The 17,798-nt window shown below is 35.5% G+C and carries 5 protein-coding genes; 1 reads left to right on the top strand and 4 read right to left on the bottom strand.

The genetic code is table 11. The features are described from left to right. Nucleotides 1-48: 48 nt before the first annotated feature. From ACQUQZ_RS08975 to ACQUQZ_RS08965, 3 genes are all read right to left on the bottom strand, one after another. A complete protein-coding gene (locus ACQUQZ_RS08975) occupies nt 49-558 on the bottom strand; it encodes a GNAT family N-acetyltransferase (protein WP_435354544.1) in 510 nt (169 codons plus the stop codon). Between the two features lie 81 nt (nt 559-639). Next, nucleotides 640-1,125 carry a 5-(carboxyamino)imidazole ribonucleotide mutase gene (gene purE, locus ACQUQZ_RS08970; protein ID WP_435354543.1) on the bottom strand — a complete coding sequence of 162 codons (486 nt, stop codon included), beginning with the start codon at nt 1,123-1,125 and terminating at the stop codon, nt 640-642. Between the two features lie 91 nt (nt 1,126-1,216). After that, the gene (locus ACQUQZ_RS08965; protein WP_435354542.1) at nt 1,217-2,356 is read right to left on the bottom strand and encodes a 5-(carboxyamino)imidazole ribonucleotide synthase; all 1,140 of its coding nucleotides are present in this window, start codon (nt 2,354-2,356) and stop codon (nt 1,217-1,219) included. Between the two features lie 392 nt (nt 2,357-2,748). Here ACQUQZ_RS08965 and ACQUQZ_RS08960 point away from each other — a divergent pair, with 392 nt between their 5' ends. After that, nucleotides 2,749-2,910: a hypothetical protein gene (locus ACQUQZ_RS08960; protein ID WP_435354541.1), complete on the top strand. Its 162-nt coding sequence runs from the start codon at nt 2,749-2,751 to the stop codon at nt 2,908-2,910. A gap of 103 nt (nt 2,911-3,013) precedes the next feature. On the opposite strand, the gene ACQUQZ_RS08955 is transcribed toward ACQUQZ_RS08960, so the two are convergent. Next, entirely contained in the window at nt 3,014-17,746 is a 14,733-nt protein-coding gene (locus tag ACQUQZ_RS08955; RefSeq protein WP_435354540.1) for a hypothetical protein, read from the bottom strand. Nucleotides 17,747-17,798: the final 52 nt, after the last annotated feature.

Below are 17,798 nucleotides of genomic sequence, written 5' to 3'. Positions count from 1 at the left end.
TGTTAAATTGATACTTATGTTTAAATTACTTTATTAATTATGATAAAATTAGTCAATTTTAATTTCAAACAAACTTAAACATGCTCCCTCATAATGTTTGGGCAAGCCTTCTGATCTCTGAAGTGTGGTTAAGCCTAAAAAATGGAATCCACATCGAACATAATGTTGAATTAAAGCTTCATTATCACCCCAAGTATCCATTCTTACAAATTGTTTCCCATTTTTTTTACAAAACACTTTAGCCCAATTGATGATATGAACAACAAAATTATTCCCCCGAAAAGAAGGATTTGTTACAATTCTATGAATATAAATAGCGGGTTCATTGCTTTTTTCTCCCCAAATTAACTCATCTTCGAAAGTGACAGCAAAAATACAGGCAATCTTATCATCTATAACAATCTTCCATTGTCTATTTTCTGATATTTCAGTTTCAATAAGTGACCTTTCAAAACCTTGCCAATGTTTATTAAATTTTGTCTTTTGAAAACTGATGGCATCATCATATAATCCAAAAATGGCATCAATGTCTTCAAATGAACTATTTAAAATTTGCATTTTTTTATGGTCAATTGTCAGCAAGTCACAATTTTGATAAAGGGTTTTCAAAAAATAATTATCTATAATTCTTCAATCATTTTAAAGCCCTTTCTGTAATTCTTCATTCATTTCATCCACTAAATCTTTTAGTCCTTCACGATAAGCTCGTAGTCTTTTAGCAATTTCTTCATCAACCACCCCTAAAATTTGAGCTGCTAAAATTCCTGCATTTTTTGCCCCATTCAATGAAACAGTTGCGACAGGTACACCAGCAGGCATTTGCAAGATTGACAATATTGAGTCCCAACCATCAATCGAGTTGCTTGATTTTATAGGAACACCAATTACTGGCAAAGTTGTACTTGATGACACCATCCCTGGCAAGTGAGCAGCTCCCCCTGCTCCAGCAATAATTACTTTTAGCCCTCTACGGCGAGCGGTCAGGGCATATTCAAGCATTTTTTGTGGAGTACGATGAGCCGATACCACCTCTTTTTCATACGGTATCTCCAATAATTCTAATATTTCAACTGCCCCAGCCATGATTTTCCAATCTGAAAGGCTACCCATTATGATTCCGACCATCTTCTTAATTATGAATTAAGAATGTAGAATTAAGAATGATAGAAATGAACAATTGTGTTCAAATCGTAATTCGTAATTCGTAATTCGTAATTTATTTTGTTTTCACTTTTAGTTTTTCTTTTACAAAAATGACTTTTTCTTTTAATTTTTCAAAATTTTGGTCGATAATCGTTACATGTCCCATTTTTCGAAAAGGTTTTGTTATTTTTTTCCCATAAAGAAAAGGATGCACTCCTTCAACCGCCAGTACCTCATCCATTCCTTCATAAACAGCAATCCCAGAATAACCATCTTCCCCTAATAAATTGACCATAGCAGCTTTTGAATGAGCTTCAGTACTACCTAATGGTAGATTGAAAATAGCTCGAATATGTTGTTCATATTGCGAAACATCATTTGCTCTAATAGTCTGATGCCCACTATTATGTGGACGAGGAGCAACTTCATTGATTAAAATTTCTCCGTCTTTAGTCAAAAACATTTCTACTGCTAAAAGTCCAACAATTCCGAAAGCTTCTGAAGTTTTTTTTGCAATTTGTTCAGCTTTTTTTTCAATTTCCTTTGAAATTTCCGCAGGTGCGAAAAGGTATTCAACCAAATTGGCTTCTGGATGAAAAACCATTTCTACAACAGGGAAAGTCTTTATCTCTCCACTGACATTTCTTGCTACAATAACTGCCAATTCTTTCTCAAAATCAATCATTTTTTCCAATACACTTGGTTGGTCAAATGCTTTTGACAAATCAGCTTTTGTACGCAGCATTTGCACACCTTTGCCATCATATCCACCTTTACCAAGTTTATGAACGGCTGGCAGAAATTCTTCGTATTTGGCTACATCCGCTTGATTTTCGGTTAAAATAAAATCAGATGTTGGCAGGTTATTATCTTTATAAAATTGTTTTTGAACCCTTTTATCTTGAATCAAGCGAAGGATTGACGGCTGAGGAAAAACAGCTTTTCCTTGCTTTTCAAAAGCTTCGAGTGCCTCAATATTAACATTTTCTATCTCTATAGTAATTACATCACAGTCTTTTCCGAATGACATGACAGTTTCAAAATCATTGAGAGAACCATTTGTAAATTCGTGAGAAATATATTTACAAGGAGCATCAGCATCAGGGTCGAGCGTTTTGATTGTAACGTCGAAGTCAATGGCAGCTTGAATGAGCATTCGGCCGAGTTGGCCGCCACCGAGAATACCCAATTTTTTTGTATTATCGAATTGCACGCAATAGTTTTTTATGCAAAGATAAGCATGAGGAGATGCAAATGCAATCTGAATGGTATTTTAAAATAGAATTTGAAGTTTAATAGACCACAAAATGCACACAACTTGGTAATATTTATACTATTAAAAATAATTTAGCATATAACATATATCACCACATAAGCTGACTATCAGCAACTTACAATATGATCTGTATATCTCCTTTTACTTATAAATTTATAATAAACCTTCTTGCAACAAAAGCAATGCTCTAAATATACATTTTACCATATTCAACCTGATTAATTTTAGCATTTATTGGCTAAACTTTTTTTAATACTGAAAATAAACTTTGGCTTAATTGTTGAAATGTAGGTTGTCAAATAACAATCTAACACTATCACTCTAAGCGAATGAAAATTTACGAATACACAGCCGAGGCAAAAGATTTCAAAATTCATGATTTTATGGCTGCCGAAAATAAAAAACAAGCGACCGAAAAAATAAGAAAAGTGATTGCACAATTGGGTTATCAAAAGCCTAAAACATTAAACTTGTATTCAACAAAATATTAAATATAGTTTACAACCATTTAACAAAAAAGTAGAGATAAAATCTCTACTTTTTGCATTTTTTGTGTGATTAGGAATTGTAAAAAGGGTTTTAAGTTTCTTTGATCTAAGGATTGATTACAATTTTTTGTAAACATTGCTTTCCATTTTCATCAATAACTAAGACCAAATGTAGGCCTTTGTTAAGATAAGTATATGGGCGAATATGAATGATACCAAGTTTGTCTTTTTCCCAATTGAAAGAATACTGCTGTCCTATTAAATCAAATAACTTGATTTCTTTGGCATTGATATTTCTTAAATAAAGGTTTACTTCATCACCAATAGTCCAAGGATTTGGAAAAACCGAGCAAACTGGTGTTTGATCGAGTAACGCTACTTCAACTGGGTCAAGATATTTTTTCGTTCCGTCTTTATCAATATAAACCAAGCGATAGCAATTTTTGCCTCCAAGTGGCTGATTATCAATCTTTTCGTAGCTACTATTTGAACCATTGGCTTTTATTAGACCTAATGAAGCCCAGTTTAAGCAATCAGCACTGCGTTCTAAAATAAATTTATCTTCTTTAACTTCAAAATTAGTTTGCCAATTTAGCTTAATTGTTTCATCATTCGTTTCTTTGGCTGAAATTGTTAAATCAGTAAAATCGTTTGCCGTGGCTCCATTTTCTGAAAATTCATTGACATTGAACTGTAAGTAAAAGAAATCATTAGTGATTTGGTTACTCAATACATTTTTATAAATCACAACACTATTGCCTTCTACATAATTATCATTATTTTCAAAACCACAATCCTCTCTTATTCCATCATAATGCACAATATTAAAGTCATTAATTGTAAGATTTGGTAGTTTAGTTGCTACTTTATATTCTGATAATTCGTCATTCGAATAATAAACTCTGAGTGAAACTGGTTTTTCAAATTTTTCCAGTAGGGAGCTTTGGAAGTCAACATAACGAGCCATAAGCCTTGTTTCATTTTTTGTAGTTGGAATAGCGTTACTTCCTCTACCATAGTGCCGAATTGAAAGTGTAACTTTTCCTAAATTCAATCCATTGGGATTGACAGAAGCATATAAACTCCCTCGATTATCGTATAAATCATACCACTTGTCTCCTACTACACTATCAGCTGAAACTTGCAAACAATTATTGTAATTATCCTCAAAGGTTGCAATACATGGAGCAATGGTTATTTTCAATGGCATTTTTTCACTCTCACAACCTGCCAAGTTTTTTGAACAAACAAAATAGGTCTTGACACCGTCGTTTTTTGTGTTAATAATTGGAGGTGCAGCAAAAGAATCTTTTGTTGTAGCTGAGGCATACCAAACCAATTGATTTTCTTGATCTGATAATATTGGCAAGGTAACATTAGGCATATTCCTACAAAAAGAAGCATCATCTAATATTGGTTTTGGTGGAATAGAGGCAATTGTGATATCAAAGGATTTACGCTCACTTTCGCAACCAAACTGCGTTAATTGACTCACATAAAAAGTAGTTTTCCCTATTTTACTCAAATCAATTTTTGGGGTAGCTGCCTCACCTGTTGTATCAGTTATATTATCATACCAAATTAAAGGGTTGCTTGCTTTCACCGACTTTTCTAAATTGAATGCTATATCTTGACAAATAGTCTGATTACTTACTTGTGGTGCAGGTGGTAAAGGTTTGATTTCTAATTTCAAATCATCAGTATTTCGAGAACAACTTGTTTTATTATCGACAAAAAAAGTTATCTTACCTCTATATGTTCCAACTTCACTTACATTAGCAATGCCATTTGGACCTGTTTGAAGATTTACATAAGTATTTCCTTCTTTCTTTTGCCACTGGTAGGCGACCACTTTGCCAGTTATTTCAAGTTTATTAAATGATAGCTTAGTAGTTTTACCATCACATAGAGCCATATTTGCTAAATTACCCTTAATTTCATTCACAGTTAGAACTACTTCTTCTGAAATTAAAACACCTTTTTCGTCTTTAATTACACAACGGTATTTTGTTAAATTTGGATTATTTGAATCACCTATTACACTGATTTTCAAGGAATTAGATATTTCATTCAAAATATTTGTAAATGTTGTATCATTCGGTTTTTTCTTTTGCCATTGATATGTAAAAGTACCCGATGCTGTAGCACTAACACTAAAAGTTACTGAATTTCCATCACAATCAGCTTGGGAAATTGGTTGTTTAATAAATTTTAAATTCGGAATAATATTCGCTATTATAAGGGTACGTGGCCCTATACATCCAAAGGCTGATAGTTGTGCAACATACTTCTTATAAGTACCCACAGCCGTAAATGACGGAGCTGTTGTGGTAAACAATGTTCCAGTTGGCGAGTTATACCACCGCAAAATCTGACCTTCTTTTGGTGAACCATCAGCAGAAAAAGTTAGTATTGTTCCTTCATTAATTGAACTTGGTGTAGTATTAATTGGAGCTTGGGGAGCTTCACCAATCTCTACTTTTATTTCTGTCCTTGGACCTTCACAACCTTGGTCAGTTCTATCTGCTACAAAATAAGAGAATACACCTGAAGTATTTGTATTTGGTATTGGACTTATCGAACTGCCAACTCCACCGATAGCCTGCGTGTACCATATAAGGTTTTGTATTGGGCTGTTGACTTTTAATTTACTTGCATTTGAGAATTGACAATAAAAATGATTGTCAACAGATGGAGCTGGTGGATAACCACTGACAATCAATTTACCAGGATCAGTTGCCTCAATACATTCAAATCCTTGTGTATCAAATTTTACTAAGCAACGATAATAAACACCTTGGTTATCATTAATATTTTTAAATTTCAAATTATCAGTTGTACTTCCACTAACACCATTCCCATCTGACATATCTGTCCATGAACCACTTGTTGCTGCACGAGTTTGCCATTGGTAACTCTTTACATTACCTGTAATTGTAAAATAGCTTGGTAAATTAATATTGATATCCGAACCTACACATGTTCCAATATTTGGCAATGCTCCAATAACTGAATTGACTGATAATATTGCAATATCGGAAGTCAAAGATTCCGTTCCATTACTCACAATACAACGATATTGGGTCTGATTAGGATTATCCCCATTCCCAACATTTGAAACAACCATTGTTTTAGCATACCATCCTTTAATCCCATTCCCATCTGATATTAGGTTTGAAAAATCAGCTTCAGTTGGTCGTTTTCTTTGCCATTGATAAGTAAAAGAATTATTGGGTGATACGGCTGATACATCCATATAAACCGAATTACCTTTACAATCGGCTTGTGTAGAAGGTTGTGCAATGAGATGAAAATAATCCAAAACTTTAGCAATAACAGGTAATCTCATACTTTCACAACCTGTCAAAGAATTAGTTTGAGTAACCCAATATGAATATTTACCTATGGTCGTAAATACTGGAGCCGTTGTTGCTCCTGTACCTCCTGTAGCTTTATCATACCATAGTAGCCTTCCATTTTGAATATTTGTACTTGCCGAAAACACCAATGCCGCTGGGGTAGTCACATCTTGAGTAATATTTGTAGGTGGAGGTGTTTCATTTACTTCAACTAAAAAAGTAGCAGAAGTAGCGTTAAAACTACATTGTGAAGAAGTACATGTTACTGAATATGAAGTGGTGGTGGTTGGTGAAACTTTGATAATTGACGTACTTTGACCACTCGACCAAATGATTGAACCATCACAATTATTGGCAGTAAGCGTTGTTGATTTCCCCGAACAAATTGTATTATTCCCAGAAATATTTGGCGTTGTAGCAGCTAAAACTATTAGTTTTGCTCCATTAGTGTCTTCTTCGGTCGTATATCTTGAACAAGTTGAGTTTCCAACGGTAAAATTAATTTTACAACGATAATATTGTTCATCCGCATTTGTTACATTATTAAGAGTTAAAACGCTCGCATTTGCTCCTATAATATCATTCCAAGCTCCTGAAGAACCAACCCTTTTTTGCCATTGATAACTTTGAATAGTGCCTGTTGTGTTGATATTTGTTAAATCTAAACTAATATTTGATCCTTCACAAATAGTTTGATCAGCAATGTTTCCAGTTATAGCATTGACCGTCAAAATAGCTACAGTTGATGTAACAGAACAAGTAGCATTTGAGACCGTTACTTGATATTGTGTAAGATTAGGGTCTGTTGCACTTCCAACATCGCTAATAGTCAATGAATTACGTATCGCATCTGGAATATCTATAAAACTTCCATTAGGGGTTTTCCTTTGCCATTGATAGTTTGTAACAGGGCTTGCAGTCACTGAAAATGAAACTGAATTGCCCGAACAATCAGCATCGTTTTTCGGTTGCGAAGAAATCACTGGGTAATTATTGACAGTTACAACTACTTGATTACTTGCATTACTTGTACAAGTACCATCATTACAAGTAGCAGTATAATTGGTTGATATTGAAGGATTTACACTAATATTTGCACCCGCTTTTCCATCACTCCACAAAACCAATCCTGTACATCCTTTTGCTGTCAAATTTGTTGATTGTCCAGTACAAATAGTTGTAGTGCCTTCAATCACTGGTGGTGTAACTGCTAAACCATCCGATGCAACCAAAACTATAGCTGGCAAACTTTCTATACTTGTACAATTATTTATCGAACAAGTAGCCGTATAACTGCCAGAAACATCAACTGAAAGGGTATTTCCTGTTTGCCCACCTGTCCAAGTCACCAATCCACTGCATCCACTCGCTGTAAGTGTTGTTGATTGGCTTGAGCAAATAACTACCGATGCAGGAGTAATAATTGGGACATTTGGAATGTTACTAATTGTAACTTTCACAACTGTCGAAGTAGCTTGGTTACAAGAACCTGAACCTGTACCTGAACAAGCATAAATAACTCTGAAATATTTAATTATTGGGCTTAAAGTAGCATTTGTTAAAATTTTAGTAAAAGATTCTCCATCACTCTGCACAGTTACAAATCCACTCGAAGGTGAATCTGATGATTGCCAAATTGGTGTACAACTACCAAATCCTCCTGAAAAAGTAGCATCTAACCCAATACTACTTCCTGAACAAATTGTTTTATCATTTGTATCGCTAATTGTTATTGCTGGATCTGGAACAATCGAAATTTTATGTGTATTCGATGAAAATGCTTCTGCTCCACAAGCATCACTTACTTTTCTTCTATAATATGTCGTTTGATTTAACCCTGATGGGTCATAAGTTGCCAAATTTGCACCTAGAATATCGTTAAAACTATTCCCATCTGTCGAACTTTGCCATTGATATGTATATGGATTTTTACCACCGCTTCCCAAAGATACACTTGAAATAGTACCTGGATTATAGCCTGCACAATTCGTGCTGTTGGGAGACAACTCAATACTTCCTCCATTCAAAATTGGCAATACAGTTATACTAAAGTTTTGACTTTTTATACATCCAGTAGCACTAATTTTCAATGTTAGGGTAAAAATAAATGTTCCTGTTTGACCTGCTGGAATAGTAACCAAAATTGAAGAACCTAATAATTTATTATCATTTATTGAAACAAAGCCCCCCATCGTTGAAGTCAGGCTGTATTTATCTGCATTACCCAAACTTAAAGTGTAAGGTAAAATAAATGACGTTGCTGAATTACATAAATCTGATATGGCATCAACATTGAAATCTATACTCGGACCTACTACAACTATTACTTCTGAACTCGGTTCACTCGTACATCCATTTTCTACACATACAGCTGTATATGAAGTAGTTGTACTCGGACTCACTGAAATACTCGTGCCACTTGAGCTATTGCTCCAAACTACTGTTCCTGTACAGTTACTCGCAGTTAAAATAGTGGTTTGTCCTCCACAAATCGTCGCCCCTCCTGATAAAATGGGGGGATCTATCGTAGTCACATTAACAACTACAACATTGCTTGTAATACTTGTTCCACAGGAATTGATACAGTTGGCACTGTAAGAACCTGCTGTAGAAACAAGGATTAAGCTTGTTGTTGCACCATTCGACCATAGGAAACTCCCATTACAAGCACTCGCCGTTAAAGTTGTACTTTCTCCAGAACAGATTGTCCCTCCACCACTAACACTTAAAACACTTGGGGAAGGATTTATCGTAATTTCTAAAACATTGGAATTGGCATTATTACAAGAACTCACCGAACAATTATAAGTCGCTTGAAAATACTTCTTGATAATCGTTGTTCCACTATTTGTTAAAGTAAGTAATAATGCACTTCCTGTCCCTTCAGTCGTTGGCGAAGTCATAGAAAATGAATTACTAGATTTCCATGTGGTTGTGCAGGTTCCTGTGCCTGATTCAGTGACATTCAAATTAAAATTAACTTGTTCGCCTGTACACACATTTATCTTATCAGACGAAATACTCACAACTGGATCTGGAACAATCGAAATTTTATGTGTATTCGATGAAAATGCTTCTGCTCCACAAGCATCACTTACTTTTCTTCTATAATATGTCGTTTGATTTAACCCTGATGGATCATAAGTTGCCAAATTTGCACCTAGAATATCGTTAAAACTATTCCCATCTGTCGAACTTTGCCATTGATATGTATATGGATTTTTACCACCGCTTCCCAAAGATACACTTGAAATAGTACCTGGATTATAGCCTGCACAATTCGTGCTGTTGGGAGACAACTCAATACTTCCTCCATTCAAAATTGGCAATACAGTTATACTAAAGTTTTGACTTTTTATACATCCAGTAGCACTAATTTTCAATGTTAGGGTAAAAATAAATGTTCCTGTTTGACCTGCTGGAATAGTAACCAAAATTGAAGAACCTAATAATTTATTATCATTTATTGAAACAAAGCCCCCCATCGTTGAAGTCAGGCTGTATTTATCTGCATTACCCAAACTTAAAGTGTAAGGTAAAATAAATGACGTTGCTGAATTGCATAAATCTGATATGGCATCAACATTGAAATCTATACTCGGACCTACTACAACTATTACTTCTGAACTCGGTTCACTCGTACATCCATTTTCTACACATACAGCTGTATATGAAGTAGTTGTACTCGGACTCACTGAAATACTCGTGCCACTTGAGCTATTGCTCCAAACTACTGTTCCTGTACAGTTACTCGCAGTTAAAATAGTGGTTTGTCCTCCACAAATCGTCGCCCCTCCTGATAAAATGGGGGGATCTATCGTAGTCACATTAACAACTACAACATTGCTTGTAATACTTGTTCCACAGGAATTGATACAGTTGGCACTGTAAGAACCTGCTGTAGAAACAAGGATTAAGCTTGTTGTTGCACCATTCGACCATAGGAAACTCCCATTACAAGCACTCGCCGTTAAAGTTGTACTTTCTCCAGAACAGATTGTCCCTCCACCACTAACACTTAAAACACTTGGGGAAGGATTTATCGTAATTTCTAAAACATTGGAATTGGCATTATTACAAGAACTCACCGAACAATTATAAGTCGCTTGAAAATACTTCTTGATAATCGTTGTTCCACTATTTGTTAAAGTAAGTAATAATGCACTTCCTGTCCCTTCAGTCGTTGGCGAAGTCATAGAAAATGAATTACTAGATTTCCATGTGGTTGTGCAGGTTCCTGTGCCTGATTCAGTGACATTCAAATTAAAATTAACTTGTTCGCCTGTACACACATTTATCTTATCAGACGAAATACTCACAACTGGATCTGGAACAATCGAAATTTTATGTGTATTCGATGAAAATGCTTCTGCTCCACAAGCATCACTTACTTTTCTTCTATAATATGTCGTTTGATTTAACCCTGATGGATCATAAGTTGCCAAATTTGCACCTAGAATATCGTTAAAACTATTCCCATCTGTCGAACTTCGCCATTGATATGTATATGGATTTTTACCACCGCTTCCCAAAGATACACTTGAAATAGTACCTGGATTATAGCCTGCACAATTCGTGCTGTTGGGAGACAACTCAATACTTCCTCCATTCAAAATTGGCAATACAGTTATACTAAAGTTTTGACTTTTTATACATCCAGTAGCACTAATTTTCAATGTTAGGGTAAAAATAAATGTTCCTGTTTGACCTGCTGGAATAGTAACCAAAATTGAAGAACCTAATAATTTATTATCATTTATTGAAACAAAGCCCCCCATCGTTGAAGTCAGGCTGTATTTATCTGCATTACCCAAACTTAAAGTGTAAGGTAAAATAAATGACGTTGCTGAATTGCATAAATCTGATATGGCATCAACATTGAAATCTATGCTCGGACCTACTACAACCATTACTTCTGAACTCGGTTCACTCGTACATCCATTTTCTACACATACAGCTGTATATGAAGTAGTTGTACTCGGACTCACTGAAATACTCGTGCCACTTGAGCTATTGCTCCAAACTACTGTTCCTGTACAGTTACTCGCAGTTAAAATAGTGGTTTGTCCTCCACAAATCGTCGCCCCTCCTGATAAAATGGGGGGATCTATCGTAGTCACATTAACAACTACAACATTGCTTGTAATACTTGTTCCACAGGAATTGATACAGTTGGCACTGTAAGAACCTGCTGTAGAAACAAGGATTAAGCTTGTTGTTGCACCATTCGACCATAGGAAACTCCCATTACAAGCACTCGCCGTTAAAGTTGTACTTTCTCCAGAACAGATTGTCCCTCCACCACTAACACTTAAAACACTTGGGGAAGGATTTATCGTAATTTCTAAAACATTGGAATTGGCATTATTACAAGAACTCACCGAACAATTATAAGTCGCTTGAAAATACTTCTTGATAATCGTTGTTCCACTATTTGTTAAAGTAAGTAATAATGCACTTCCTGTCCCTTCAGTCGTTGGCAAAGTCATAGAAAATGAATTACTAGATTTCCATGTGGTTGTGCAGGTTCCTGTGCCTGATTCAGTGACATTCAAATTAAAATTAACTTGTTCGCCTGTACACACATTTATCTTATCAGACGAAATACTCACAACTGGATCTGGAACAATCGAAATTTTATGTGTATTCGATGAAAATGCTTCTGCTCCACAAGCATCACTTACTTTTCTTCTATAATATGTCGTTTGATTTAACCCTGATGGGTCATAAGTTGCCAAATTTGCACCTAGAATATCACTAAAATTTACATTATCAGTTGACTTTTGCCATTGATATGTATATGGATTTTTACCACCACTTGCCAAAGATACACTTGAAATAGTGCCTGGATTGTAGCCTGCACAATAGATTGCATTGGGTGAAATTTCAATACTTCCACCAACTAAAACTGGTAGAATCGTGGCGTTGAAAGTTTGACTATTTACACAGCCAGTAGAGTTATTCTTTAAATTTAAAGTAAAACGAAATGTACCGGTCTTACCAGTAGGTATTGTAACTGTGAGTGGTGAAGTTAACAAATTCTTTTCATTTACATTTATAAAGTCAGGCATTGTGGAAGTCAAGCTATATTTATCTGGGTTATTCGAGTTTGCAATATATGCTAAATTGAAAGTGTCTGCGGTATTACAAATATTATTAATTGTGCCGAGTGTAATAGTAGGCAAGAATTTTTCGGACACGTTAAAAGGCGATGAACCTGCACTAATACACATATTCTCGGTACAAGTAGCACTAAAAGAGCCTGAGTTTGAGACATTAAGTGTACTACCAGTAGCACCTGTATTCCATGTAATTATTCCAGCACATCCATTAGCGGTAAGTTGAGTCGAATTTCCTGAGCAAAAACTTGGATTACCTGAAATTATTGGAGCATTCGGTATTGCATTCACTACCACCGTTTGTATTGATGAAGCTGAACTTAAACATCCATTAACTGTACAAATTGCTGAATATGTTCCTGATGATGAAACATTTATGCTATTGGCTGTGGCTCCATTTGACCAAATTAATGTGCCTGAACAATTACTCGCTGTTAATAATACATTGGTCCCTTCACAAACGATGTTATCTGCATCCTCTGAACTAATTATTGGAGCATTCGGTATTGCATTCACTACTACTGTTTGTATTGATGAAGCTGAACTTAAACATCCATTGACTGTACAAATTGCTGAATATGTTCCTGATGATGAAACATTTATGCTATTGGCTGTGGCTCCATTTGACCAAATTAATGTGCCTGAACAATTACTCGCAGTTAATAATACATTGGTCCCTTCACAAACGATATTATCTGCATCATCTGAACTAATTATTGGAGCATTCGGTATTGCATTCACTACTACTGTTTGTATTGATGAAGCTGAACTTACACATCCATTAACTGTACAAATTGCTGAATATGTTCCTGATGATGAAACATTTATGCTATTGGTTGTGGCTCCATTTGACCAAATTAATGTACCTGAACAATTACTCGCTGTTAATAATACATTGGTCCCTTCACAAACGATATTATCTGCATCATCTGAACTAATTATTGGAGCATTCGGTATTGCATTCACTACTACTGTTTGTATTGATGAAGCTGAACTTAAACATCCATTAACTGTACAAATTGCTGAATATGTTCCTGATGATGAAACATTTATGCTATTGGTTGTGGCTCCATTTGACCAAATTAATGTACCTGAACAATTACTCGCTGTTAATAATACATTGGTCCCTTCACAAACGATATTATCTGCATCATCTGAACTAATTATTGGAGCATTCGGTATTGCATTCACTACTACTGTTTGTATTGATGAAGCTGAACTTAAACATCCATTAACTGTACAAATTGCTGAATATGTTCCTGATGATGAAACATTTATGCTATTGGTTGTGGCTCCATTTGACCAAATTAATGTGCCTGAACAATTACTCGCTGTTAATAATACATTGGTCCCTTCACAAACGATGTTATCTGCATCATCTGAACTAATTATTGGAGCATTCGGTATTGCATTCACTACTACTGTTTGTATTGATGAAGCTGAACTTAAACATCCATTGACTGTACAAATTGCTGAATATGTTCCTGATGATGAAACATTTATGCTATTGGCTGTGGCTCCATTTGACCAAATTAATGTACCTGAACAATTGCTCGCAGTTAATAATACATTGGTCCCTTCACAAACGATATTATCTGCATCATCTGAACTAATTATTGGAGCATTCGGTATTGCATTCACTACTACTGTTTGTATTGATGAAGCTGAACTTAAACATCCATTAACTGTACAAATTGCTGAATATGTTCCTGATGATGAAACATTTATGCTATTGATTGTGGCTCCATTTGACCAAATTAATGTGCCTGAACAATTGCTCGCTGTTAATGTAGTTGAATCTCCTGTACAGATAAAAGTATTTCCTGAAATATTGGGTGCAATTGGAGCTGGACTAACCATAATAGTCGTTGATGTTGTCAAACTTTCACAAGTTGCACTCAAAACACATTTAAAATCATAAGTAAATGTTACTGATGATGGGTAACTAGCTGGGTTAATTATTACAGAATTTCCATTTATCCACCCCCCACCATTTAAACGATACTGCCCACTACCAGCACTACATGATGTTGACAAAGTGAAACTTGATTCATTATTACAAAAGGTTGTTTTATTTGCTGAATTAATTATTGTTGGCGTTGGTGGAGTTGAAACTACATTTATTGTTACAGAACTTCGCTCAGTTTGGCAAGTAAGGTTAGCTGTAATTGCTTGTTCACGAGCAACATAATAAGTCATAGCCGCAGATAAACTTGGTGTTATATAGCTTGTCCCCGATGAAATTTGCGACAAAGTGGTAGAATCAGTAAACCATTTATAGGTACCAAAAGCATTTGGATTAATAATACTTAATGTTTTTGAGCCACTTTCACAAATCTCAGGTATATTGCCTGTTACGTTAGGAATATCATTCCAACCTTGCTTTGTAACTGTTAAAGAAGTAGATGTTGTACAATAACCTGAAGTAATGATTGCCTTATAAGTATCCGAATTTCCAGTTTGAAAAGCATTAGTTACTTTATACATTTGACTTGTTGCAGAAGCTATATTCCCAGCTATATTTTGCCATTGATAGGTAAAAACGCTATTCCCCCCTGTTGGGTTTAAAGTTAAAATTGTAGAATTATTCAAAGCCCCTGTTAAACAAATACCATTTACTCCTGTAATAGTCGCTGAAAGTGATGGTGTAATTTCTACATCAATTTTAGCTCGTTGACTTTCGCAATTATTAACGTCTTTTTGACTCACATAATAGCTTGTTGTACCTCCAAAAGCTGTTGTAGGTATTGGTGCAATACCGCTTGTACTCCCACCAGTCACATTGGTACCATACCACAATAATACATTACTTCCTGTGGCAATTGCTGAAAGGGAAGTTGCGGTTGTATTTTGGCAATAACCCACAGGTGTTGTTATTGTCGGTGCAACAGGGTTATCAAAAATTGTAATTGTAATGGTGGTTTTTGGACCTTCACAATTAGCTGGTGTCGGGCTTTTTTGGCTCACCTTAAAGGTTTGTGTTCCAACATTACTTGTATTCGGAGTTGGAGCAGAAGGCAAAACATTGTCATTGGCATCATACCATACTAAAGTATTTGACCCTAATGCTGTCGCTAAAAGTGCAGTTGCCGTTGCATTTTTACAATATTTGACAGAAACTGGTGAAATTGGTGCTGCTGGATTTTCATTAACAATTACATTAATTGCTGTTCTCGAACTCTCGCAATTATCTGTATTTTTTTGGCTCACATAGTAATTGGTAGTGCCTACCAAAGCAGAACTTGGAGTAGATGGTGATATGCTTGAAGTTCCACCATTTGCACTTGTTCCATACCACACTAAAACATTTGAGTTTGTGGCAGTGGCAGACAAGGCTAAAGTTTCAACATTTTGACAATAATTGATTGAAGCAGTAGCGGGTGGAGCAGCTGGTGTATCATTTATTTTAACTGTAAAACTTTGTGGATTTGAAATACATGTAGTCGTTGTACTTCTCACAGTAACAATAAACTGGTAGGTATTTGGCGTTACATTGGCAGGGATTGTAACGCTAATGGGAGAAGAACCAAGGCTTGTTGTATTGGGTAATGAAGCAAAACCACTCATCGCGGGTGTTCCTGCCGAAATACTATACCGATTAGGTGAGCCTGTTGCAGTATAAGGTAAGCTAAAAGTAGTTACATTATTGCATATATCTGGCACTATACCTAATGAAACACTCGGCAAATCATTTACAATAAAGGTCACTCCCGATGATTTGAGACTCACACATCCACTTGAAGTTTGCGTGCAAGTAGCATAATATACATAAGAACCTGGAGTATTTTTTGTAACTGTCAAATTTGCACCAGTACCAACAACATTATTTCCTGAATCATACCAAGTTGTAACATTAGGCGAACAACCAGTCGAATTTAAAGAATTAGTAATGCCTACACACCCCTTTTCAGTTGTGTTGATATGTGTTGGTATTGTAGGGTAAGCAACAACAACTAATCTCCCATTATCAGAGGTTCGAGGGCAATTTGTAGTCCCTGTGCTTGATGAAGCCGCAAATGTTACAATGCAATGATAATAGTTATCATTGTCCGCAGTATTGGTAGCTCCGGTAATTATTAAAGTATTGCTATTATATCCTGAATATTTACCCCCATCACTTGTTAAAATATCGCCCCAAGCTCCCCCTGTTCCAATTCTCTTTTGCCATTGATATCCAAGCACACTTCCAATAATATTGATAGTATAACTTGCATTGCTACCTTCACAAATTGTTTGACTAGACAATGTACCTTGAATTGAATTAACCGTCATCACAGCAGGGTCAGAAGTTACTGAACATGTATTTCCATCGGTGATAATACATCTATATTCAGTTAAGTTTGGATTAGAGGTATTACCGATATTACTTATTTTTATCGAATTGACGGTCGGATTAGTAATATTAGCATCTCCCACAACACTCACAAAACTACCCCCTACCAACTTTTTTTCCCAGTGGTAGCTCATAGTTGCTGCTCCCATTGCTGTTATATCAAAAGTAACATCATTGTCTTTACAATCAGTCTGAGGGCGTGGTTGAACTGTAATCGTTGGTCGCTGAGGTGTGACAGTGATTGCATTTGATGCTAATGTATTCATTCCACCACAATTGGTAAATAAACAGCGATATACTTCAGTTGTTGTGATATTAGTCAAGTTTAATGAAGTTGTTGCCCCGCTAGCTACACTACCATTACTGATATTTACCCATGCTGCTCCACTTTGTTTTTGCCAAATAAAAGCATCCACTCCAGTTGCAGCAGCATTCAATGTTGTATTGCCCCCAAAGCAAACCGTTGGGGTAGTTGGTTGAGATGCAACTGTAATTGGATTGCTAATAGTAAATGTTGCTGAATAATTGCTTCCTCCATTCAAATTTGTATCAAAAAAATTATTGTAATTACAATTTGTACCCTGACCATCCGTGTAAACCTCTACTGTATAAGTACCGTCGGCCAAGCCAGAAATCAGATTAGTTCCTCCACCTGTATTTTCCCATTGTTGATTTTGGCAACCAGAACCAGCCCCAGAAATATTATTTACAGATGAAAAATTAATTGCTGAAAAACTTCCTGGGGTACTACCGTTCTTAAAAACTCTATAATTGAGCTTAACATTTGTCACATTACAAGCATTGCACTTAAAGATTTTCGTCTGAAAGCCATTCAATATTAAAGAATTTGTACAAGAAAATGTTCCTAAATTGTTACCTTGTAAGTTAGGATTTCCTGTATTCGCCCCTAAATCATAATAGGTATTATTGATAATTATATATGTTTCGTAAAACCCATTATTGTTGGCTTGAGCAAAAACGCCTAATAAAGAAAGTTTAAAAAGGAATAGTAGCAATATTTTCCTCACGGTATATGTTTTTTAAGTGTGAATTATATCTTTTGATGGATATCAAATACCA

Source organism: Emticicia sp. SJ17W-69, from assembly GCF_051209875.1.
In the GTDB taxonomy this organism is placed as follows: Bacteria; Bacteroidota; Bacteroidia; order Cytophagales; family Spirosomataceae; genus Emticicia.
This window is presented reverse-complemented; position numbering and strand designations above follow the sequence as displayed.

Coding starts and splice junctions, on each gene's coding strand:
- ACQUQZ_RS08960 (WP_435354541.1), top strand. CDS start 2,749: ATGAAAATTTACGAATACACAGCCGAGGCAAAAGATTTCAAAATTCAT.
- purE (WP_435354543.1), bottom strand. CDS start 1,125: ATGGTCGGAATCATAATGGGTAGCCTTTCAGATTGGAAAATCATGGCT.
- ACQUQZ_RS08975 (WP_435354544.1), bottom strand. CDS start 558: ATGCAAATTTTAAATAGTTCATTTGAAGACATTGATGCCATTTTTGGA.